This window comes from Pseudarthrobacter sp. SSS035, from assembly GCF_023273875.1.
Lineage (GTDB): Bacteria > Actinomycetota > Actinomycetes > Actinomycetales > Micrococcaceae > Arthrobacter.
Map to the genome: position 1 here is coordinate 2,554,086 of NZ_CP096882.1, position 21,189 is coordinate 2,575,274.

21 protein-coding genes are annotated in these 21,189 nt (G+C 64.6%); 4 read left to right on the top strand and 17 right to left on the bottom strand.

Annotated features, from left to right (window positions below; genetic code table 11):
* The first annotated feature begins 158 nt into the window (after positions 1–158).
* Complete coding sequence (locus MUN23_RS11745; RefSeq protein WP_248758366.1) at positions 159–503, top strand: DUF3846 domain-containing protein; 345 nt, start codon at positions 159–161, stop codon at positions 501–503.
* Here the strand turns inward: MUN23_RS11745 and MUN23_RS11750 are convergent, their stop codons facing one another.
* The 12 genes from MUN23_RS11750 to MUN23_RS11805 form a co-directional block, all read right to left on the bottom strand.
* The gene (locus tag MUN23_RS11750) at positions 504–1,520 is read right to left on the bottom strand and encodes a DMT family transporter (RefSeq protein ID WP_248758367.1); all 1,017 of its coding nucleotides are present in this window, start codon (positions 1,518–1,520) and stop codon (positions 504–506) included.
* On the bottom strand, positions 1,517–2,122 hold the full coding sequence (locus MUN23_RS11755) for a TetR/AcrR family transcriptional regulator (protein WP_248758369.1): 606 nt from the start codon (positions 2,120–2,122) through the stop codon (positions 1,517–1,519). Before MUN23_RS11755 ends, MUN23_RS11750 begins: the two co-directional genes overlap by 4 nt.
* 171 nt (positions 2,123–2,293) lie before the next feature.
* Positions 2,294–3,022 (bottom strand): amino acid ABC transporter ATP-binding protein, encoded by a 729-nt coding sequence (locus tag MUN23_RS11760; RefSeq protein WP_256471159.1) that lies wholly within the window; start codon positions 3,020–3,022, stop codon positions 2,294–2,296.
* Between the two features lie 8 nt (positions 3,023–3,030).
* The gene (locus MUN23_RS11765) at positions 3,031–3,720 is read right to left on the bottom strand and encodes an amino acid ABC transporter permease (protein WP_248758370.1); all 690 of its coding nucleotides are present in this window, start codon (positions 3,718–3,720) and stop codon (positions 3,031–3,033) included.
* Entirely contained in the window at positions 3,713–4,384 is a 672-nt protein-coding gene (locus MUN23_RS11770) for an amino acid ABC transporter permease (protein ID WP_248758372.1), read from the bottom strand. The genes MUN23_RS11765 and MUN23_RS11770 overlap by 8 nt, the downstream gene beginning before the upstream one ends.
* 85 nt (positions 4,385–4,469) lie before the next feature.
* Positions 4,470–5,309: a transporter substrate-binding domain-containing protein gene (locus MUN23_RS11775; protein WP_248758374.1), complete on the bottom strand. Its 840-nt coding sequence runs from the start codon at positions 5,307–5,309 to the stop codon at positions 4,470–4,472.
* 292 nt (positions 5,310–5,601) lie between these two features.
* Positions 5,602–6,351, bottom strand: coding sequence for an SDR family NAD(P)-dependent oxidoreductase (locus MUN23_RS11780; protein ID WP_248764065.1), 750 nt, complete (start codon positions 6,349–6,351; stop codon positions 5,602–5,604).
* 14 nt (positions 6,352–6,365) lie between these two features.
* Entirely contained in the window at positions 6,366–7,208 is an 843-nt protein-coding gene (locus tag MUN23_RS11785) for a fumarylacetoacetate hydrolase family protein (RefSeq protein ID WP_248758375.1), read from the bottom strand.
* Positions 7,205–8,410, bottom strand: a complete 1,206-nt coding sequence (locus MUN23_RS11790) for a fumarylacetoacetate hydrolase family protein (RefSeq protein ID WP_248758378.1) — start codon at positions 8,408–8,410, stop codon at positions 7,205–7,207. The genes MUN23_RS11785 and MUN23_RS11790 overlap by 4 nt, the downstream gene beginning before the upstream one ends.
* Complete coding sequence (locus MUN23_RS11795; protein ID WP_248758380.1) at positions 8,407–9,894, bottom strand: aldehyde dehydrogenase (NADP(+)); 1,488 nt, start codon at positions 9,892–9,894, stop codon at positions 8,407–8,409. The genes MUN23_RS11790 and MUN23_RS11795 overlap by 4 nt, the downstream gene beginning before the upstream one ends.
* Positions 9,891–11,237 (bottom strand): enolase C-terminal domain-like protein, encoded by a 1,347-nt coding sequence (locus MUN23_RS11800; RefSeq protein ID WP_058931159.1) that lies wholly within the window; start codon positions 11,235–11,237, stop codon positions 9,891–9,893. Before MUN23_RS11800 ends, MUN23_RS11795 begins: the two co-directional genes overlap by 4 nt.
* A 137-nt stretch (positions 11,238–11,374) precedes the next feature.
* Positions 11,375–12,106 carry a GntR family transcriptional regulator gene (locus MUN23_RS11805; protein ID WP_248758381.1) on the bottom strand — a complete coding sequence of 244 codons (732 nt, stop codon included), beginning with the start codon at positions 12,104–12,106 and terminating at the stop codon, positions 11,375–11,377.
* Between the two features lie 213 nt (positions 12,107–12,319).
* Here MUN23_RS11805 and MUN23_RS11810 point away from each other — a divergent pair, with 213 nt between their 5' ends.
* Positions 12,320–13,669 carry an MFS transporter gene (locus MUN23_RS11810; RefSeq protein WP_248758382.1) on the top strand — a complete coding sequence of 450 codons (1,350 nt, stop codon included), beginning with the start codon at positions 12,320–12,322 and terminating at the stop codon, positions 13,667–13,669.
* Between the two features lie 100 nt (positions 13,670–13,769).
* Here MUN23_RS11810 and MUN23_RS11815 read toward each other — a convergent pair whose 3' ends face one another.
* Positions 13,770–14,876 carry a type I restriction endonuclease gene (locus tag MUN23_RS11815; RefSeq protein ID WP_058931162.1) on the bottom strand — a complete coding sequence of 369 codons (1,107 nt, stop codon included), beginning with the start codon at positions 14,874–14,876 and terminating at the stop codon, positions 13,770–13,772.
* 170 nt (positions 14,877–15,046) lie between these two features.
* Between MUN23_RS11815 and MUN23_RS11820 the strand changes: the two genes are divergently transcribed.
* Positions 15,047–15,358: a thioredoxin family protein gene (locus MUN23_RS11820; RefSeq protein WP_248758383.1), complete on the top strand. Its 312-nt coding sequence runs from the start codon at positions 15,047–15,049 to the stop codon at positions 15,356–15,358.
* Between the two features lie 270 nt (positions 15,359–15,628).
* Complete coding sequence (locus MUN23_RS11825) at positions 15,629–15,970, top strand: hypothetical protein (RefSeq protein WP_248758384.1); 342 nt, start codon at positions 15,629–15,631, stop codon at positions 15,968–15,970.
* A gap of 249 nt (positions 15,971–16,219) precedes the next feature.
* Here MUN23_RS11825 and MUN23_RS11830 read toward each other — a convergent pair whose 3' ends face one another.
* From MUN23_RS11830 to MUN23_RS11845, 4 genes are all read right to left on the bottom strand, one after another.
* Positions 16,220–18,481, bottom strand: coding sequence for a PEP/pyruvate-binding domain-containing protein (locus MUN23_RS11830; protein ID WP_248758385.1), 2,262 nt, complete (start codon positions 18,479–18,481; stop codon positions 16,220–16,222).
* Between the two features lie 72 nt (positions 18,482–18,553).
* Positions 18,554–19,156 (bottom strand): DUF305 domain-containing protein, encoded by a 603-nt coding sequence (locus MUN23_RS11835; protein ID WP_248758386.1) that lies wholly within the window; start codon positions 19,154–19,156, stop codon positions 18,554–18,556.
* A gap of 131 nt (positions 19,157–19,287) precedes the next feature.
* Positions 19,288–19,782, bottom strand: a complete 495-nt coding sequence (locus MUN23_RS11840; protein ID WP_248758387.1) for a hypothetical protein — start codon at positions 19,780–19,782, stop codon at positions 19,288–19,290.
* A gap of 280 nt (positions 19,783–20,062) precedes the next feature.
* Positions 20,063–21,088, bottom strand: coding sequence for a LacI family DNA-binding transcriptional regulator (locus tag MUN23_RS11845; RefSeq protein WP_248758389.1), 1,026 nt, complete (start codon positions 21,086–21,088; stop codon positions 20,063–20,065).
* Positions 21,089–21,189: the final 101 nt, after the last annotated feature.

Genomic DNA, 21,189 nt, shown 5'->3' on the forward strand with positions numbered 1-21,189 from the left:
CGAATCCAGCGAAACTCTGTTCGCAAAGCCGCGCAAAAACCAGCGCTAATAAACTCGGGCAGCCGAATGCGAGACTCCTGGGCCCATTCGGTTGCCCGCCACCACTCCCGCTGCCGCTGGGACCGCACGCCATTCGTTTGAGTGACAAGGACAAGACCATGAACACCACCTACAACGCCCTGATCGTCCCGGCGCACCTCACCCAACCGGTGCGCATCGCAACCGTGGACACGGGCATGCCGGCACTGCAGAAACTCGTTGCTGGAAACATTGAATCCATCACCAGCAGGGACTGGCATGTGTACTTGAACGACGAGGGCTACCGCCTGCCCCAGAATGACCGGGCCGAAGTGCTCATCCGCGAAGCAGGCGTCTATCTCGTTGACACCCTCAACGGGACGGCAGTGTTCCTCGGGAACGGACGCCGCGGAGATGAATCCGATGCACCCGGGCACCTCATCCGGCTTGCCGAGCAGCTTTTCGACTTGCCGCTGGCGGCCTGACTACTCCGGCGTCGCCGACGGGGCCGCAACAGAGGTGGGCTGAGGCTGGGAGGTGGGGCCGCCGTCGTGCGTCACTTCGGTAGCCACAGCCGGTTGGGCGCGACTCCTCGGCGCTGGCTGTGTCAGCACGAACAGGCTGCCGGCGATCATCGCGGCGCCGGCCCAGCCGAGTGCCGGCAGGCGTTCGCCCACCACCACCACTGCGAGGACAGCCGCGACCACTGTCTCCGCGAGGGACAGGGTGGTGGCCGTGCTGGCGCGGATGCGGGCCAGGCCCCAGCCAAACAGAACGTACCCGGCGAACATGGGGACGAGCGCCATGTACACACCCACCGCAAGGTTCTGCCAGGACGCAACCAAGGGAGCTCCCGTGGCCACAAGTACAGGCATCAGCAGCAGGCCGCCGGTCCCGAAGACCGTGCCCATCACCGCCCGCGACGGCACGCCTGTGCTAATGAGGCGGTGCGCGGCCCAGGAGTAGAGAGCGTACGTCAGCCCGGCCATGAGCCCCAGTCCGATGCCCGCAGGTGTGGACCACCCGGTGCCGGATGCAGGAGCTGCATCCGCGTGACCGGCATCGGCGATACACAAGAGCACGGCACCGGTGACACCGAGAACCGCGCCGGCAATCCAACGGCTCGTGAACGGCCGCTTGTCCACGATGCGTTCAATAACCGCGGACGCCAGGGGAGCCGAGCCGATGGACACGACCGTCCCCACCGCCACGCCGGCCAGGTGCATGGACGAGTAGAAGGCGAGGGGATACGTGGCGACGGCCAGCGAACCCAAGGCCACCGAGCGCCAGTGGCTGCGCAGGGCAGCGCGGAACGCCATCATGGGCTGCCCCGCAATCGCCGCCTGCAGCAGGCCGCCGAAGCCCATGGCCGCTGCGCCGATCGCCAGCGGACTCACATCCGGGGCGAACGTGGCCGCCGTCCCGGTGGTGCCCCACAGGACGGACGCTGTGAGCACAAACAGCGCACCCCACGTGGTCCCGCGAAAACCCGGCGTCTTCACAGGGTGCCGATCATAGTGGCCGCAATCCGCCGTGCCTCCAGGACGCAGCGGTGGTCACCCTCAAGGCCGGCGCGGACCATGGATCCTTCGAGGAGGAATGCCAAGTGCTGCGCAAGGGGAGCGGTCTGCTCGGCAGCGTCCGGCAGAAGCTCGGCCAGGTGCTCAGCCAGCAACGCCTCCACCTCCTCCTTGTGCCGCCGGACCACTGCGCGTCCGGGGTCACCGGCAGGCAGTTCGGCGGCCGCATTGAGCAGCCCGCAGCCGCGGAAACCATGCTCGTACGCCAGGTCGGCGTGGTCGGCATAGGCATCGAAGACGGCCAGCACGCGGTCCTGTGGAGTGGCCGCCTTCTCGAGCCGCGCTCGGTAAAGTGCGAGCCATTCCTCGTGGCGGGCGTACAGGTAGGCCGTGACCAGGTCGGCCTTTGACGCGAAATTGTTGTAGAGGCTCTTCTTGGCCACGCCGGCCTCGGCCGTGATGGTGTCAATGCCCGTCCCGGTCAGGCCATGGGCATAGAAACGCCTGGCGGCCGCCTCGAGGAGCGCTTCCCGGGCAGGCCTCCGGGAGGGGCGGGTTGCCGCTGCAGTCTGCTTCGCCGTCATGGCCGGTCCTCACTCACTGGTTAGTAGGTAGACCAGTCTACCTACTAATTCCGGTTGCGGGAAGCATCCATCCTGACCAAGCCGGGCACGGCACCAAGGTTTCGACAAGCTCAACCACCGAGCGGACGACGGCGGGAGGTCCCGTCGTCGTCCGCTCACTGTCTGTCTTCGTTACAGAACCTTGCTGAGGAACCCCTGGGTTCTGGCGTTCCGCGGCGAGGAGAAGATCTCATCGGGGGAGCCTTCCTCGACGATCAGTCCCTGGTCCATAAAAAGCACCCGGTCGGCCACTTCCCGGGCGAAGCCCATTTCGTGGGTGACCACCACCATGGTCATGCCCTCATTGGCCAGGTCCTTCATGACGGTCAGCACCTCGCCGACAATTTCCGGGTCCAGGGCTGAGGTGGGCTCGTCAAAGAGCATGATTTTTGGATCCATGGCCAGCGCGCGGGCTATGGCCACACGCTGCATCTGACCGCCGGACAGGCTCCCGGGGAAGGCCTCCATCTTTTCGGCCAGTCCCACCTTTGCCAGCAGCATTTCGGCTTTGGCGCGGGCTTCGTCCTTGTTGACCTTGGCCACCTTGAGCGGGGCCAGCATAACGTTGTCGATGACCTTCAGGTGCGGGAACAGGTTGAAATGCTGGAAGACCATTCCCGCTTCCTGCCGGACCAGGTTGATGTTCGTTTTCGAATCGTCCAACCGGTGCTTGTTGATCACGATGCTGCCGGACGTGATCGATTCCAGGCCGTTCATGCACCTCAGGAACGTGCTCTTGCCTGAACCCGAGGGGCCGATGACGCACACCACCTCGCGCTCACGGATGTGGCAGTCAACGCCTTTGAGGACGTGGTTCGGGCCGAACTTCTTATTCAAATTCTCAACAAAAATCACTGTCATATTCCGATCTAAACGCTCGCGGGCTCGGGAAGTTTGAGGGGGTCCACCTGGATGCCGGTCCGTTTCTCGTACAGGCGCCCCAGCAGGGAGATGCTGTAGCAAATGACGAAGTACATGGCGGCTACCGTCAGGAACGTCATGATGGGGTCGCCGGTGAGGTTGGTGACGATGTTGCCCGCGTGCGTCAGCTCCACCAGCCCGGTCACCGTCACCAGGGAGGAATCCTTCACCAGGCCAATGATGAAGCCGACGCCGGGCGGAACCATGATCTTCCTGGCCTGCGGCATGACCACATACCGGAGTTTCGCCCAGTAGTTGAGGCCGAGGGCATCCGCCGCTTCACTTTGTCCCCGGGGCACGGCTTCGATGCTGCCCCGCACGATTTCTGCCACATAGGCGGCGGCGAAGCAGGTCAGCGCGATGACGGCCGAGGTGAACTTGTCCAGTTCCAGGCCGGGAAACAGCAGCGGGATCCCGAAGAAGATGAAAAAGATGATGACCAGAATCGGGATGCCGCGGACGCAGCTGATGTAGATGGTGCTGATCCACCGGGCGATCCTGCTGGGGGAGGTTCTGGCAATGCCGACGATCAGTCCGAAGATGATGCCGAGAATGCCGGACATGGCGCAGAGCTGAATGGTCAGCCAGGCCCCCTTGGCCAGCGGAATGAGGTCCTGCCAATCAAAGGCCCTAAACACGTGCGCCCACCGCCCACCGGAACAGCGTCGTTTCGGCCCGTTTCGAGGCCAGGGACAGCAGGGCGGATACACCAAGGTAGAGCAGCCCGCCCACTGCGAGCACCTCGATGGTCCGGTACGTGGTGTTGCTGACGCTCATGATCGCGTTGGTCAGTTCAGGAAGCGAGATGATGGATCCAATCGACGAAGCCAGGAACAGCAGAATCAGCTGGTTGGTCAGTGCAGGGAAAACGTTCCTGGTGGCCGGCAGCAGGACGATGTAGCGCACGATCTGGGCGTTCTTCATGCCCAGCGCCTTGCCGGCCTCACGCAGGCCGTGGGGCACCGACTCGAAGCCGGCCCGGTAAATTTCCGCCGTGTATGCCGCGTTGTTGAGGGTCAGGCCAATGAGGGCGGCCCAGATGGGTTCGAGGTTGATGCCCAGCGCGGGAAGGGCAAAGTAGATCAGGTACAGCTGCACCAGCAGAGGCGTGTTGCGGATGGCCTCGATGTAGCACGTGCAGAAGATGCTGACTGCTTTTCCGGGCCCGACCTTCCCCAGGTACAGGAAGACGCCGAGTGCGCTTCCCGCCACCATGGCCACGAGCGTGATGTATAGAGCTGTCCAGAGCCCCTCAAGCAATAGCGAGCTGAACGGGAGAAGGTCTCCGAAATATAAAGCCATGAGCAAAGGGTCCTATCCGTGAACGGCGGTGTGGGTGAATGACTGCCTGTCCTCCACCCACACCGGGGAGTGCGTCCGAATACTGTTAGTGGGCGAGGAAGGGCGGAAGTTCCAGCCCGAACCACTTCTGCAGGGAGGCCTCGTTCTGTCCGGAGATGGTGTAGTTCCGGATGAAGTTGTTGATGTAGTTAACCCATGTCTGGTCGCCCTGCTTGACGCCGATGGAGAACAGCGCCGGCTTGATCGGGTCGCCCTTGAGCACCTGGAATGCGGACGGATCGCTCTTCACGAGCCCGCCGATGATCGCGTTGTTTTCAATCAGCGCGTCCACCTTGCCGCTCTTGAGGGCCTGGATGGAATCGGCCGTGGTGTTGAAGCCGGCGATCTTGGCGTTCGGGAAGGTGGCCTTGAGGATTTGCTCGCCCACACTTCCGCGGGACGTGGCCACGGATTTCCCGTCCAGATCCGCGTAGCTGCCGATCGGGCTTCCCGCGGGCACCATAAAGACGGTGGAGCTGGCGGCGTACGGCTCGGACATGTCCACCACCTGGGCGCGCGCGTCCGATGCCGTGAAGGTTGCAATGACGGCGTCCGCCTTGTCGGTCTGCAGCAGCGGGATGCGGCTTTCGTTCGTGGCCGTGACGAACTCAACCTTTGCGCCCAGCGAGGCGCCGAGCGCGTTCGCGACATCAATGTCGAAACCCTCGTGCTCACCGGATGACGTCATAACGCCGTATCCCGGAGAGTCGGCACTGACGGCGATCTTGATCGTTTTCGTCTTGAGGATCTGTGTGAGGTGGCTGTCCGCCACGGCTCCTGTTGCGCTCGCAGCGCCGGCCGAGGCGCCGCCGGAGGAGCAGCCTCCCAGCGTGAGGGCCAACGCGATAGCCGGTACAAGAAGCAACTTCGGTGTTGCTTTGAACATGGTGCTCTCCTGGGGATTATTGATGCGGATCGGATGCGGGGGTGACGGAGTCCGGGGATCCCGGTCGCTTGCCGTCGAAGATCATATAGGAATACGCACTATCATATAGGGAATGTGACACAGGTCAAGCCCCTCCTCAAAACCGCTTGCCTACGCTCGCCGGAAGGGGACCGCGCCTCCTTCCTGAAACGCCAGAGGCGCCGCGGTGCCCCGATAAATCAGGACACGACGGCGCCTCGCAGCTTCTTGCTCCGGCGGGAGTTACCCCGGCGGGACGCTACCCGCCGGGACGTTACTCGACGGGACGCAGACGAACGGCCTGCATGCCGCCGTCGACCGCCAGTTCAGTGCCCGTCGTCGAACCGGCCAGCGGACTGGCCAGATACGCCACCGCCGCTGCAACCTCCTCCGGCGTCACCAGCCGGCCGTGCGGCTGGCGGGCCTCCAGCGCCGCGCGTTCCGCGACCGGGTCATCCGCCTGGCTCAGCAGCCGGTTGATCCAGGGCGTGTCAGCCGTGCCCGGGTTGACGCAGTTGACCCGGATGCCTTCGCGGACGTGATCGGCCGCCATGCTGAGCGTCAGCGCCCGGATGGCGCCCTTGGTGGCCGCGTAGAGTGCGCGGGCGGGCAGCCCGGCCGTGGCGGCGATGGAGGACGTGTTGACGATCGCGGCGGCGGGGGACTGCCGGAGATGGGGCAAGGCGGCACGGCTCACCCGCACCGCGCCGATCACGTTGACGTCCAGAACGCGCTGCCACTCGGCGTCGTCATTGTCCGCAACGGTTCCCTGGGCTCCAATGCCTGCGTTGTTGACCACGACGTCAATCCCGCCGAATTCCCGGGCAACGCGTTCGACGGCGGCACGCACCGAAGCGTCATCGGCCACGTCGCATGCGATCGACAGCGCCGCTTCGGATGCTGCCTCGGGATTCAGATCCAGCACCGCCACCTTCGCTCCGCGCCGGGTCAGATGCGCCGTTGTGGCCGCTCCGATGCCGGAAGCCCCGCCGGTGACGATGGCACGGATGCCTTCAAACTCCATTGCTGGGTCTCCGTTCATGCGATGAATTCATGGCGCTGCCGTCCCAGCCCGTCAATTTCGATTTCCACAACGTCGCCGGCCTTCAGGTACGGGAACCGCCCGGACAGCGCGACGCCCTCGGGGGTGCCGGTGCAGATGAGATCGCCGGGCTCGAGGACCATGTACTGGCTCAGGTTCCAGACAATGGTCTCGACGTCGAAAATCATGTCCGCCGTGGAGGAATCCTGGCGGATTTCGCCGTTGACCCAGCTGCGCAGCCGCAGATTGCCGGCGTCGATCTCGTCGGGGGTGACCAGGTAGGGACCCGTGGGGCAGAACCCCGGTGAGCTCTTGCCCTTGGACCACTGGCCGCCGGAAACGCTCAGCTGGAAGTCACGCTCGGAGAGATCGTCCACCACCACAAACCCGCCGATGTGGTCCCGGGCGGCTGCGGGGGAGTCCAGGTATGAGGCGCGTTTGCCGATGATGATCCCGAGCTCCACCTCCCAGTCAGTCTTGGTCGATCCCCGAGGGATGGCCACGGCATCGTCAGGCCCGCTCACCGTATTGGGTGTCTTGAGGAAGATGACCGGATACTCAGGCGGCTCGGCACCTGATTCCGCTGCGTGGGCAGCGTAGTTCAGGCCAACGCAGACGACGGCGGACGGGCGCACCACCGGGGCGCCGTAGCGTACGACGTCGGAGCTGACGTCCGGCAGCGTGCCTGCGGCCAGTGCGGCGGCGGCAGCCGCGGGGCCACCGTTGGACAGAAAGTCACCGTTGATGGCCGGGGTGATGCTCTGGAGCGAGTAGTGCCGGTCCCCGTGGACCAGGACGGGCTGTTCGGCGCCCGGGGCGCCAATCTGGGCGAACTTCATGAGGCATATTCCTTACTGCTTGATGCGCGGACTTCGCGTTGGGCCTGAAGATAGCCGAACAGCTGCCGCAGGCCAAACGACCATGCCGGCAACTGTTCCGCGGGCCCAACGACGTTCACGAGGGCGCCGAGGTGGCGGCTGCGAATGGTCACCGTATCGCCCATGTGGTGCGTGAACCCCTGTCCCGGATGGTCCCTGTCCTGGGTCGGCGCGAACAGCGTGCCGGTGAACAGGGCGAAGCCGTCCGGGTACTGGTGGTGCTTCCCAACCGTCGCGGCGACGAGCTCTTCGAACGGACGGCTGATCCGGGACACGGAATTGCGTCCCTCCAGCGAGTAGCCGTCCTCGCCTTCAACGCGCAGCAGGATTTCCTCTTGGCGCAGCGTCTCCAGGGTGAAACTGTCGTCGAACAACCGGATCAAGGGACCTAGGGCGCTGGAGGCGTTGTTGTCCTTCGCCTTCCCCAGCAGCAGGGCACTCCGGCCCTCCACGTCGCGGAGGTTCACGTCGTTGCCCAGGGTTGCCCCCACAACTGTGCCGGCCGAGGTGGCAATTAGCACCAGTTCCGGTTCCGGGTTGTTCCAGGAGGAGAACGCAGGGATCCCGACCCCCGCGCCCAGCCCCACCGAGGAGAGCACCGGGGCCTTCGTGAAGACCTCGGGATCCGGCCCGATCCCGACCTCCAGGTACTGCGACCAGAGCCCTTCGGCGATGAGCACCTTCTTGGCTTCGGCAGCCGCGGGGGAGCCGGGCCGGATGGAGCTGATGCTGCCGCCGAGGGCACGGCCCACCAGTTCCCGCATCTCGGCCGCGCGGCTGGCGTCGCCGCCGCAACGCTCCTCGATGACCCGTTCGATCATGCTGTCCACAAACGTCACGCCGCAGGCCTTGATGACCTGAAGGTCCACCGGAGCCAGGAAATGCGGACGGGCCGCGTCCCGCGTCAGCGACGCGTGGATGATCTCGCTGGTCTTCCACCGGGGCAGCGTCAAGGCGGCGCGGACGGCCGCCACGAGATCCGGCCGTTCCAGGAGCTCGGAGACGGTTTCGGCCAGATGCTGGAGGTCGAAGACGTCCTGCTCCTGGACGGCGACCACGCGTGGTCCGCCGGTTTCGACGTCCCAGACGCGGCCGATCAGGAGTGCCCGTGCTGCGTCTTCCGGGAGTACCGAGGCCCCGCCGAGGTCCAGTGCGGCGCTCATGGCTGGACCTCGATTCCTGCAGTCTGTCCCTGCTGGGTGGGCCGCTGCCACACCCCATCCACTCGCTGCGGAACGCGCCAGGGATTGGCGTCCTGCAGAGGTTCGGGCAGGCGACCTTCCGGGAACGACTGGTAGGCGACAGGCCGGAGGAAACGCCGGATCGCGGCCGTTCCTACAGAGGTGGTGGCCGACGTTGTGGCGGGGTACGGTCCGCCGTGGTGCTGGGCGTAGCTGACCGTGACCCCCGTGGGCCAGCCGTTCCAGAGGACCCGGCCGCTGATGTCCGTCAGCCGTGCGGCCAGTTCTGACACGTCATCCTCCGGCTCCGCCTGGAGCGTGGTGGTCAGCTGTCCCTCCAGCAGTCCGGTGAGTTCCAGGAGTTCCGATTCGTCGCCGTACTCCACCACCAGGCTGGCGGGCCCGAACATTTCCTGCCGCAGAATTGGCGGATCACTGCGGACAGCCGCGGAAGTCGTGTGGAGCACGGTTGGCGCCGGCGCCTCGTCGAAATCTCCTTCCACGAGCGTCTCCACGCCGGTAGTGCCCCGCAAATCCTGTACTGACTGCCGGTAGCCCTCGTGCAACCGCGGGCTCAGCAGCCGTGCTGCGGCAAAGTCCCCCAGCGCGGCGCTCAGAACCTGCCGGACGCCGTCGGCCTCTCCAGCCGGAACAAACAGCAGCCCCGGCTTGGTGCAGAACTGTCCCATTCCCATCGTGAACGAAGCGGCGTATCCGCTGAGGATTTCGTCGCGCCGCACCGCCCAGGCGTTCTTGGTGACGAACACGGCGTTGATGCCGCCCAGTTCGCCGAAGAAGGGAATCGGTTCGGGCCGGGCGGCGGCACGGTTGAACAATGCCCGGCCGCCCGCCGTCGAACCCGTGAACCCGATGGCCTTCACGGCAGGATGGTCCACCAGGGCCTCCGCGGCAGGCCGGCCGGTGACCAGCGAGAACAGCCCGGAAGGTGCTCCGGCGGCATCGAGTGCTGCGATGACGGTCTCGGCGGTGCGGAGCGCGAGGTTCCGGTGCCCGTCGTGTGCCTTGTGCACCACGGCGCACCCGGCGGCGAGTGCCGAGGCGCTGTCGCCGCCCATCACGCTGAAGGCGAAGGGGAAGTTGGAGGCCCCGAAGACGCCCACAACGCCGATGGGCACGTTGAGCCGGCGCAGGTCCGGCCGCGGGCCCATGCCCCAGTCCGCGTCCACATGATCGACGGTGGCGTCGAAGTGCTCACCGTCGCGGACCTCCGTGGCGAATAGCCTGAGCTGGAAGACCATGCGCTTGAGCTCGCCCCGGAGCCGTGGCTCGCCCAGATGGGTTTCCTGAACAGCGATCTCCACCAGCGCATCGGCGTCGTTCTCCAGTGCGGCTGCTATCGCCTCCAGCCAGGCTGCGCGGGTGCCGGGGTCTGCGGCGCGGCCCTTTTCGAAGGCTGCGTGGGCGGCGTCGACACTCGCGTTGAGGTCATGGACCGTGGTTGTCATCGGAGCGCACCGGCTCCCGTCACGGAGGCGCCCGTCACCGCGGCGCGATCGCCCACTTCGAGCCATCCGGCCCCGGCGGGGAACTCCCAGCGGGCCCGCGAGGCGCTGAGCATTTCGGCGCCGGTGCCCGGGAGTTCCGGGGCGGCGTAGCGGCCGTTGACGATGCGGACCGGCTCGGCGAAGTGCTCGTGCAGGTGGTCAACGTACTCGATCATCCGGCCGTCCTGGCTGCCGGTGATGGCCGCGTAGTCGAAGAACGAGAAGTGCTGGACGAGTTCGCACAGCCCCACGCCGCCGGCGTGCGGGCAGACCGGTACGTTGAAACGGGCAGCGAGCAGGAGGTTGGCGATGTTCTCGTTGACGCCGCCCACGCGGGTGGAATCCAGCTGGAGGACGTCGATGGAACCGGCCTGGAGCAGCTGCTTGAACACGATGCGGCTGGCGACGGCCTCGCCGGTGGCGACACGGACAGGGGCAACGCCCTTCCGGATCTCCGCGTGGCCCAGGATGTCGTCCGTGCTGGTGGGTTCTTCGATCCAGTAGGGGTTGAACTCGGAGAGCTGGTTGACCCACTCGATGGCCTCGGAGACTTCCCACCGCTGGTTGGCGTCGATGGCGATCGGGAGGTCGCCCACGGCCTTGCGGGCCAGGGCCATGCGGCGGCGGTCGTCATTGATGTCGCCGCCCACCTTCAGCTTGATCATGGAGAAGCCGTCCGCGGCGGCTTCCTTGCTCAGGCGGACGAGCTTCTCGTCGCTGTAGCCCAGCCAGCCCGGCGAGGTGGTGTAGGCGGGGTAGCCGTCCACCTTCAGGGCGGCGATCCGGGCGGCCTTGCCGTCTTCGCCGGCGCGCAGGATGTCCAGCGCCTGCTGGGGGCTCAGCGCGTCGCGGATGTGGGTGAAATCAACGACGTCGACGATTTCCTCGGCGGGCATCTCGCTGAGCAGGAGCCACAGCGGCTTGTTCTCGCGCCGTGCGCGGATGTCCCAGAGTGCGCTGACAAGGGCGCCGGCCGCCATCTGCGTGACGCCCTTCTCGGGGCCGAGCCAGCGCAGCTGGGAATCGTGGATGAGCCGCTTCGACGCGCCACCGAGGTCGTAGATCAGTTCATCGATGTCCCGGCCGAGGAGCAGGCCGGCGTAGGCGTCAATGGCGTGCGTGAGGATTTCGTTGCCGCGGCCGCAGGTGAAAACAAAGCCGTGGCCTTCGTCGCCCGCGTCGGTGCGGATGACGACGTACGCGGCGGAGTAGTCCGGGTCAACGTTGACCGCGTCGGAACCGTCGAGCTCCAGGGACGTGGGGAACCGCACGTCCTGGGTGTGGATGGAAATGATGGAGGTCATGGGTTTCTTCTCTCTCTGGTCAATTCACTTCGTTGGACACGATTCCTATATGAATTCTCATAATCATATAGGAACAGTGATTCAGATCAAGTGCCGGAGAAAAAAGAAGCCCCGGCCAGCAGGCCGGAGCTTCGATTTCAGGTGACGATATGCCTTCTTGGCGGCCCGTCGCTCTCCAGTGGTGAGAGGTCCGCCTTGCCTTCGAAGGCCTTGGCGAACCGGGCGAAGGAATTCCTGATGTGCTCGGCCATGGCCTCCTCGGCGCGGTCGGGCAGGCAGGATGCGATGGCCTCCCGTACGGTGGCGTGCTCGGCGATGGTGATGGCGCCGTCGATGTCTGCCGGGTAGAGGCGGAAGGTGTGCAGGTGGCAGTGGGTCTGGGCGAAGGCATGCTGGACTACCGGGTTCCCCGCTGCCAGCAGGATGGTGTCATGGAAGCGGGTGTCATGGGCCACGAGGTCCTGACGGGCGTCGCCGCTGGTGGTCTTCATGGAGTTGCGGATAGTAGACAGTTCCTTCTCCAGGGCCGCGGCTGGGTTGGCGAGGCGGTCCACGGCCGCGGACCGCGCGGCCCACGGTTCCACCAGCAGCCGGAACTCAAAGAGCGATCGCAGCGCGGGCAGGTCCAGCAGGGGTGTGGTGCTGTATCCTCGGCCGGGGCTGTAGACCACCAGGTTGTCACCCTCCAGCCGTTGCAGAACTTCGCGGACCGGGGTCTGTGAGACGCCTAGGCTGCGGGAGACCGCATCAATATTGATCCGTGCGCCGGGTGCAATTTCGCCCTTGAGGATGGAGGCCCGCATGGCGGCGTAGACGTCACTGACGGCTGCCTTGCCTTTGGTTGCATCGGACGATTGACGTGTGGGCACGCGGTTACCTCTTTGTGCTGGTTGGTGGAGTCGCTGTGGGAATCATATTCCACGGGTGGGGGCGGCCGGGGTGGGGCGTTTTCGTCCAGAAGTTGCTCTGGATCACATTAACTATATGATTACTCCGATTCCTACATGATATTGCGCCGGAATCCTCGGCGTCTTCCCCGGTGTCCAGGCACCCGAAGCCACGTTTACGTCAAAGGAGACGGTATGACTGTCCTAGGCAGCAGGCTCGCCCCCAATTCTTCGCCCGATTCTTCCTCCAAGGCTCCCCGCACCATGACCCGCAAGCGCTGGGTGATCATCTGGCTCGCTTTCGTCGGGCTCAGCATTAACTACCTTGACCGTTCCAGCCTCAGTGTGGCCCTGCCGTTTATGGGTAAGGATTTTGAGCTCTCGGCAACCCAGCAGGGCCTCATTTTCGCCGCCTTCTTCTGGGCGTATGACTTCTGCCAGCTGGCCGCCGGGTGGTACGTCGACAAGGTTGGGCCGCGGAAGTCCTTCACCCTGGCAGCGGTTTGGTGGTCCGTCTTCACCATGGTCACCGCCTTCGCGCAGAATTTCTGGTCGCTGTTCGCCGCGCGGTTCCTGCTCGGCGTCGGTGAAAGTCCGGCCCCCAGCACCGCCGCCAAGGTGGTGGCCACCTGGTTCCCGGTCCGCGAACGGGCCTTTGCCACCAGCATCTGGGATTCAGGCTCCCGTGTGGGCGCGGTCATCGCGCTGCCGATCGTCACGTTGATCGTCGCCTTCACGTCCTGGCACGCGGTCTTCATCATCATTGGTGTGGCCGGCCTGATCTGGGCCGTCGTGTGGTGGAAGATGTACCGGAGCCCCGAGGATCACCCGACGGCCAATGACGAGGAGCGGGCCTACATCCGGGAAGGCGGTGCCCGGAGCGAGGCAAATGACGACGCCGACGCAGCGAAGCTTCCCTGGCGCTCACTCTTCAAGTACCGCACCATCCTCAGCATGATGTTCGGCTTCTTCTGCCTGAACAGCGCCATCTATTTCTTCATCACCTTCTTCCCGAGCTACCTCGTGAAGGAACGCGGCTTCGACCTGCTCAAGCTCGGCCTCTTCGGCGCCATCCCGGGCATCTGCGCGGTGGCTTTCGGCTGGCTGGCCGGCTATGTTGCAGACCGGGCCGTCCAGCGCGGCGTCTCGGTAACACGTGTCCGCAAGACCGCCATAGCCGGCGGTCTGATCGGCGGCTCGGTCATCATGTTCGCCGCCGTTGTCCCGGAGGCATGGATGGCACTTGCCCTCCTGTCGGTGGCGTACTCCAGTCTCACGGTTGCTGCTACCGGCATCTGGTCGCTCCCCGCGGACGTTGCCCCGAGCTCCCGCCACGTTGGATCCATTGGCGGGCTCCAGAACTTCGCCTCCAACCTGGCAGGCATCTTCACCCCGGTCCTGATCGGTGTCCTGGTGGACCAGACGGGATCCTACGTGGCGCCGCTCGCGGTCATCGGATTGGTTTCGCTGGCCGGTGCGGCGAACTACCTGTTCGTCCTGGGCAAGGTGGAGCCATTGAAGGTTCCCGCCTCCGCCGGGGCGTAGGCGAGCGGCAGGTTTCGCCAGGCTCAACCACCGGGCGGACGACGGCGGGAGGTCCCGCCGTCGTCCGCTTCTGCTGTTTAACGAAGCTTCGCCGTGCCCCTTAGTTGCTTGAGGGTGACGCGCTCAGGTAGCTCTTGACGCTGGCGCGCAGGGCCTCGGTGTGCTCGTAGATCTCTTCGAGGGAGGAAATCGGGACGCGGGTTTCTTCCCTGTTGTCGTCGAAGATCCCGATGTACTTCTGCGTCCGGTTGAAGTGCAGGCGCGCGATCGGTTTGCGGTTGTTGTCGTCCAGCAGCACCGCGAAGTAGGACTTGGCATCGCGCTGGACTACGCGGGCCGGCTTGACCTCGCTGCAGACGATGGCGCGGACAATCTGGTAGCCCTCGATCTCCTCAAGGGTGGTCTCGAGGGCTTCGGCGTCGGCCAGGTCGGCTTCGGCCACCGGCGCGCTGGTGACACTTGCGGCCGCGACCTCAGTCTGTGGGAAGCCAGGGGCGCCGAGGGCTTTCTTCAGACGCTCGTTGACCTGGTCGTTAAGGAACTGCTTGGACGCTTTGGTCACCAGCGCCGTGAACTGCTCACGCACTTTCTGTGTATACGCGCCGGGATAGACGCGGCCAGTGAGGAACTTGATCCATTCATCCTCCGGTTCCTTGAATTGCGCTGCCAGGGTCCGCTTCAACTCGCCGATGTACTTCAGTTCACCGGCGGCGTTGATGATCGAATCGAGGTCAAAGACGTCCTTGGACAGCTTCTGCAGCTCGGGGATCAAGGACTCATCGATGTCCGTGAGGTCCAGGACCAGGAACGGCTTCGCGTCCATCCGGTTCGGAGCATCGAGGTCCGTGAAGAACTGGTACACCTCGCCATTGGTGAGGATCGCTATGCGCGCGTTCGTCACGGCGAAATAGCGGAAAAGCTGCGACGCGTGCTCGATTTTCACCGGCTCCGTGGACTTCTTGCACTCGATGAGGATCTGGACTTCGCCGTCCTTGACGATCGCGTAGTCGATCTTCTCGCCCTTTTTCAGGCCGACATCCGCGATGAATTCCGGCACGACCTCCATTGGATTAAAGACGTCGTAGCCAAGGATTGTTGAAATGAAGGGCATCACAAACGCATTCTTTGTTGCCTCTTCGGTCTGGATTACCTCTCGCTGCTGGCGCACCTTTGCTGCCAAAGCCGAGAGCTTTTCTGCAAACTCCATTTTTCCCCCTTGAAAAATTGATGGTGATGCTTACCGTAGCGCAGCGACGAGCGAAGTTGATGAAACAACAAAATGTATTTGAGGTTGTCGTAAATTCGCTCACGTAGGGTTGGCAAGAGTCGCGGCCGGCGCGTCCCGGGGGCTGATGCTGGGGGGTGGAGAATGATTCTATGAGGATCGAACTGCTCCACATCGACGAGTGCCCCAACCTTGCTAAGGCGCAGGAGCGACTGGAATCAGCCCTGACCGCCTTGGGACACCGCGATATTCCAGTGACCATACGACTCCTGGAGTCCGCGCCGGATACAGCGGGCACGGGATTCGCGGGTTCCCCCACGATCACCCTCAATGGGTCCGACATTTTTCCGACCGGTGCCACTGCAGACGACCTGGCCTGCCGGATATACGCGACTCCAAGCGGGCTGGCGGGCCTTCCGACGATCAGCCAAATAACCGAAGCGCTCAAAAACAATGGACTCTGAAGGGACCTGCAGATGCTCCTGCTGCGGCAGGGTGATGAGTCGCAAGAAGCTTCATGCACTCGGAACCGAACCCGCCTACATTTGCCGGCGCTGCGGTTTATGGGTTGCCCTCAGACGTCGGCCAGACAGCCCTGAACACACTGTCTGACCTGCAGATTACGAGCGATGTGCGGTTAGGTCAGGTCCTCCACGCCGGCAGCCCCGTCGGCGGCAGCAGCTATTTGAGATCCCGCTCAATGTGCCAATGTAATCCAGCGTTTTGGGACTGACGTGCCGCACGAGCGCAAGGGCTGCCCGAAGATCGGCACCCTGGGTGTGGTCCTCGAGCGTGCCTCGGAGCTCCGCTACCGTTTCGATGCCCTCACGCTCGAATACTTGCGTGATGTCCTCTATCTGGGCCAGGCGGCCAGGCGATGGCCAGTCGATGACTTCCGAGAGCTTCCCCTTATCGAGGTGCTGGCGGAATCCACTGGTTGTGGCGGCATCCGGCCATTCCGCGACGAGGGCTTCGACGCGCGGCTTGACGGTTTCGTTGTAGTTCTGGCGGCGCTGGAGCGTGGCATCCACAATGATGGCCCCGATGTGGTCCCAGCCACGGCTGACTTCAGTTGAGGCGTCTGGGCCGGGTGGGTCCATTGGCGCCGGAGTGTTGGCAGCATCATTATCGATTGTCATACCTGAATACTTCCACGTGCCGTGCCTGGTTATCTGCCCACTGGCATCGTTTGGATGGTCAGTGACGGATGCAGCGGGATCAACTGTCTCTGGACTAATCCAGGGGCGGTCGGCGAGTCCGCGTCATCGCGTTGATGTCCAGGCACTGTTTCGGACGAGACGTAGGTCCTTGGGTGTCACGGCGATTCAGAGGTCCGCCTGAATCGGCACGACGATGCCTGCACTGCCGTCGACAGTGACGCGTTGTCCTGTGCGGAGCCGGAGGGTTGAGTCTCCCGTTCCTACGACGGCTGGGAGTCCGAATTCCCTGGCAACCAGGGAAGCGTGAGCTGCCAGGGTGCCACCGTCTGTGACGACAGCTGCGGCGCGTGCGAAGAGAGGTGTCCATGCCGGCGCTGTTGACTTGGCAACCAGGACTTCGCCTGCGAGGAAGGAGTCGAAGTCTTCCGGTCCATGCATGACGCGGACGATCCCTGTGACCCGTCCGGTGCTGGCGGGATGTCCTACGATTGCGCCTTCCGGCAGGTCATGTGAACTTCTTGCCGCTTTCACCGCTCGGGCGATCGGATCGCCGATGAACCTGGCGGGCTTGCCGAGTGTCAGCGGTGCGGCTACGTTGCGCTGCTGCTGCCAAGCGTCGCGCCGGCTGGTCACAGGTGGCCGCGTACCCGTTGATGGGCCGGTGACCTCATTCAGTTTCAGGAAGTGCAGGTCCGCTGGATCTTCGACGAGACCGGTGGCGGCCAGCTGTTCGCCGAGGTGGCGGGCGCAGCGGCGCAGGAGCGGCCATCCCAGGCTTAGGTCGCGGGACTGTTCTTCCCGCAGGGCCGCGTAGTGCTGGGCGACCTCAAGAAGGGCGTTGAAGTGTGTGAGCAGCCGTGGCTGATCCTTGAGCGTCGTGCGTGCGGCCGCTTCGGCGGCCGCTCGCTGGGCGCTAAGAGCCTCGGCCTTCCCAGTTGTCGGCAGTTGTCCGGCTCTCGTGTGCCCAGGCCACGATTCGCCGGCAGTCGGGTGATACCAGTCCAGGGAGTAGACAGCGTGGGGAGCCTGTGCCGGTGTGGTTCCGGGCAGGCCGCGAAGAAGGACCTGGTGGCCGGTTTCTCCTGCCGCCGTCCCGCTCAGGGGGCCTGCCAGATGCTTGTGCCAGAACCGGGCCAGCGCGGATTCCATTTTCCAGGCAGATCCGCCAACGATGGACAGGGACCAAAGATAGATTCCTGCCTGGTTGCACACAGCATCCACGAGCTCGACAAGCCTGCCCGGGGATGCTGAATCAACCTCCTGTTCCGCCTTCCGGACGAGCTGGCGGTAATCGGGCAGCAGGTAGTTGCGCCATCGTAGTTCCAGACCGCTGAGAACTGCCCGGTGTGCCGCGGCAGGATTGGTGGAGACGCGGATGAGTGCGTTGAACAGGAACCAGGGTGCCCGGCCGCGGCTGTCTAGAATTACGCGCGCGAGTAACCTCGGGGAGGGCACCGGCGGGGCGTTGTAGTACCAACCGTTGACGGAGGCATAGCGGAAGGGCACCCGCACGCGGGCGTCGGCCTGCATACCGTCGAGGAATCCGATTTCGATCCGGGGCAGGAGCCATTCCTCGAACAGCGGGGTCATTGGGTCCGGCAGCCATTCACCGAGACGGAAGTTCCGGGACCACAGTCCCTTGCCGGGCGCCACCCAATCAACAGCCTCCGGCAGGGCTGTCATGGGCCGCGCCTGCAGAAGGAACAGGACACCATCTGTGTCGATGGCCCACTCAATGTCCTGAGGGACCCCGGCATGGGCCGCGACACGGCGGGCCAGCTCCGCGACTTCCAGCGCCTGGGCTGGAGTGAGGGTGCCGGCGCTCCGGATGCAGACTGCGTCCTGATCCCGGACGGTCCATTGTTCCCCGATGGCCTCACCGGCCACAAGGGATTCGCCGAGTCCTTGGACGGCGGTGACGCTGGTTTCGTCACGGTCCCCGGTAAGAGGATTAGCGGTGAAAGCGACGCCGGCGGCAAGGGGCTGGACCATCTGCTGCACGAGTACCGCCATGGCAGACGCGGCCGGTTGTGCCTGACCCGAAGCTCCGCGCGCTGACTCATACGCCGCCACCCTCTCGTGGGCAGCGGACGCCAGACAGCGCCTGATTGCATCCTCAAGGTCATCGCGTGGAACGTTGAGGAAGGTCTCGTAGAGGCCTGCATACGAGGCGCCGGGCAGGTCCTCGGCGGCTGCGGAGGACCTGACGGCAAAGGGGCCCGGGCCGATCCTGTCGGCGGCTTCGTGCAAGGCATCGGCGAGGATCCGGCCGGGCCGGTCACAGGCCTCTGCCGTGACGACGAACCCTGGCGGAACACGGAATCCGACCTTCGAGAGCTCATGGAGCGCCGCCGCTTTGCTGCCCAGCGATGCCTGTCCCGCACGAACGGCACCAAGCAGGGGAAACGACTCGTTAGTGTCCGTCATCGGTTTTCTCCGTGAGTCGGAAGGGCTATATGCAGTGACGTTACACCCGATCCACTCCTGGCCCGGCTAGTTTCACAGGGTGGCCAGGAGGTCCTGCATTTCCTTGACCTCCGCATCCTGCGCGGACACTATTTCCTTGCTCAGATCTAGGGCCTTGGGATCCTTGCCGTCGGTATTTTCCGCGTTGGCCATCATGATGGCACCCTCGTGATGGGCGATCATTTGCTTCAAAAACAGCTTGGCGGCTTCGGTGCCGTGCGCGGCCTCAAGTTCCTTCAGCGCGGTCTCATCCAGCATGCCGGTCATGGAATGACCGTCGTGGCCGGAGGCCATTTCGGTCGGTTCGTTCCAGCCCTCAAGCCAGCTAGTCATGGTCTGGATCTCCGGGCCCTGGGCTTCCTTGATTTTGGTGGCCAGTGCGGTGACGGGGGCCGGAATGCCCTGTTTGGCGAGGATCATGTCGGACATCTCCACGGCCTGGGCGTGGTGGGGGATCATCATCTGCGCGAACGTCACGTCGGCGGAGTTGTACTCCGTCGAGGCAGCCGGTGCGCTGCTGGAACTGCCGTGGGTCATCCCGGGCATGCTCTCGGAGCCGGAACCGGACGCGCACCCGGCCAGGGCAATGGCTGCTGCGATGGCGGTTGTCGAAAGGGTCAACAGTTTCTTATTCATGGGAAATCGGTCCTTCAAAGTTTCGGCCGCGCCGGGCCGGTGAACGGGGGAGCATTCCGGGGGATGCCGGGAAGCACGGTAGTCGCGCTTCAAAACGGGGTTGCGCCGCGTGGGCGGCGGTGTGCCCTGTTTTACGTCCGGCTGATGGACAGCTCACCCGGTGAAGGACTGCCGGGGACATAGGCATTGGAAGCACCGGCCCGGACCCGAAGCCCGCCCCGGCTGTCGGAACCCAGAGTTCCCTGACCCGGCTCAGGCGCGGTCAGGGCCCCTGCGTTGGTTGAGGGGATGCATGCCGCGCTCATCGCCTGGACGCTGGTGCATTGGGCAGAACACGGACACGACGCCGCCTGCCCTGCACCCACACCGCCGGCAACCCGGTGCCCGGTGGCTCCGGCTGTCGACGTGTCAGGGAGCCCCTGGTGGGGTGTGCTCTGGTGGCTGGCGTGGCTGTCACCGACGCTCACGGCTGCGGCTGGTGTCTGCGCTGCGGCGGGGGAGTGCATGATGTGGTTGCCGGTCATGACGTGCATGCCGAAGATCCCCGCGATGATGGCCAGGATCCCCGCCACGATGCCGGCGCGGAGGAGGAACGCCGTGACGGGCCCGCGGGATGCTGCGCTCATGGTGTTCCTCCTTCCGTATTGGGTTCGTCTGTGTTCAAGGCTACTGGCCGGGCACGGTCCGGCCGGTAGCCGTTTGGGGTTTAACGTGCCTGGGAGGGATTGAGTTTTAAGGGTGATCCGCGACTGCGGCGCCCGAACACGAGTGGTCGGGCGGTCTACGTCGGATCGTGCAATCAGAACGTGCTCATGGTTTGGATGCTGGCCACGAATCGTCATGAAGAGGCGCCTCGGAGGGTGCTAGACCGTCAGTCGATACCGTCCGCGCCCACCGGGACGGCGCTCAGCCGCCGGGCGCAGCGGTCAGCGACGTGGCCTTGGCTGTGGTGACGCCGGGGCTCAGCTCAAAACGCGGAGGGTCCGGAACGGGAGGCGAATCGCTGGCGTTGGCGATGTACCCGGCGGCCAGGCCCCCGAGCTCCACCAGCGGCAGGGTCATGGTTGTCAGTCCGAACACGGCGCCGCCGCGGGTGCCACCGATGCCGGCGACAGAGACGTCGTTGGGAGTCTTGTAGCCGTTGGTCCAGAGGTAGGCGAGGACGCCCACCGCGATTTCGTCGTTGGCGCACACGATCGCCTTCGGCAGCTGCCCCGCTGCAACCAGCCGCGCCATCGCATCCCGCCCCGATTCCTGCCGCATTCCCGTCCCGCCGACGACGTGGGGGAGTGCGTGTGCCTCGTACATCGCGCGGCGATAGCCGACCGTCCGCTGTTCCACCGCGGTCAGTCCGGGCATGCCGCCGATGAACGCGATGCTTCGGTGGCCAAGCGACAGCATGTACCGCGTCAGTTCGTAGGACGCGGCGTCGTTGTCGATGATGATCTTCGTCGAATCGAACCCCCGCGGTGCCAGCGCCACCACCTTGGTGCCGGACCTCACCGCGAGGTTGACCTCCCGCGCCAGCTGGGCAGTGCCGGGTGCGCCTTCGATGTCACTGCCGCAAAAGACGATCCCGGACGCCTGGTGTTCCCGAAGTACCCGGAATTTCATCCGTTCCTGCTCGGGGTCCCTGTTGGCGTTGGCCAGAATTGTCACGAACCCGTACTTGGCCGCTTCGATCTCTATGCCCCGGGTCAGTTCGGCGAAGTAGGGGTCGAGGATGTCGCTGGCAATGACCCCGATGATCTTGCTGCGCTGCTGCTTCAACGCCTGGGCGGCGGCGCTCGGCGTGTAGCCCAAAGTTTCGGCCGCCGTCCGCACACTCTCCCGAACGTCGCGCGATACCGGATGATCCGAACCGTTGAGCACACGCGAAGCCGTGGCCACTGAGACGGCCGCCAGCTCGGCTACTTCGCGCAATGTGGCCATAGTCCAGACTCCTTCGGTGGATGCGTCGTTCCAGCCTAGCTGGCACCACGCACTGCTTCGGGCCGCCGCAAAATAACTTCTTGACAGTGTGGCCCACGTCC

Coding starts and splice junctions, on each gene's coding strand:
- MUN23_RS11745 (WP_248758366.1), top strand. CDS start 159: ATGAACACCACCTACAACGCCCTGATCGTCCCGGCGCACCTCACCCAA.
- MUN23_RS11820 (WP_248758383.1), top strand. CDS start 15,047: ATGAGGATCGAACTGCTCCACATCGACGAGTGCCCCAACCTTGCTAAG.
- MUN23_RS11760 (WP_256471159.1), bottom strand. CDS start 3,022: ATGACAGTGATTTTTGTTGAGAATTTGAATAAGAAGTTCGGCCCGAAC.
- MUN23_RS11780 (WP_248764065.1), bottom strand. CDS start 6,351: ATGGAGTTTGAAGGCATCCGTGCCATCGTCACCGGCGGGGCTTCCGGC.
- MUN23_RS11835 (WP_248758386.1), bottom strand. CDS start 19,156: ATGAATAAGAAACTGTTGACCCTTTCGACAACCGCCATCGCAGCAGCC.
- MUN23_RS11810 (WP_248758382.1), top strand. CDS start 12,320: ATGACTGTCCTAGGCAGCAGGCTCGCCCCCAATTCTTCGCCCGATTCT.
- MUN23_RS11790 (WP_248758378.1), bottom strand. CDS start 8,410: ATGAGCGCCGCACTGGACCTCGGCGGGGCCTCGGTACTCCCGGAAGAC.
- MUN23_RS11770 (WP_248758372.1), bottom strand. CDS start 4,384: ATGGCTTTATATTTCGGAGACCTTCTCCCGTTCAGCTCGCTATTGCTT.
- MUN23_RS11815 (WP_058931162.1), bottom strand. CDS start 14,876: ATGGAGTTTGCAGAAAAGCTCTCGGCTTTGGCAGCAAAGGTGCGCCAG.
- MUN23_RS11795 (WP_248758380.1), bottom strand. CDS start 9,894: ATGACAACCACGGTCCATGACCTCAACGCGAGTGTCGACGCCGCCCAC.
- MUN23_RS11775 (WP_248758374.1), bottom strand. CDS start 5,309: ATGTTCAAAGCAACACCGAAGTTGCTTCTTGTACCGGCTATCGCGTTG.
- MUN23_RS11785 (WP_248758375.1), bottom strand. CDS start 7,208: ATGAAGTTCGCCCAGATTGGCGCCCCGGGCGCCGAACAGCCCGTCCTG.
- MUN23_RS11830 (WP_248758385.1), bottom strand. CDS start 18,481: ATGACGGACACTAACGAGTCGTTTCCCCTGCTTGGTGCCGTTCGTGCG.
- MUN23_RS11840 (WP_248758387.1), bottom strand. CDS start 19,782: ATGAGCGCAGCATCCCGCGGGCCCGTCACGGCGTTCCTCCTCCGCGCC.
- MUN23_RS11755 (WP_248758369.1), bottom strand. CDS start 2,122: ATGACGGCGAAGCAGACTGCAGCGGCAACCCGCCCCTCCCGGAGGCCT.
- MUN23_RS11800 (WP_058931159.1), bottom strand. CDS start 11,237: ATGACCTCCATCATTTCCATCCACACCCAGGACGTGCGGTTCCCCACG.
- MUN23_RS11845 (WP_248758389.1), bottom strand. CDS start 21,088: ATGGCCACATTGCGCGAAGTAGCCGAGCTGGCGGCCGTCTCAGTGGCC.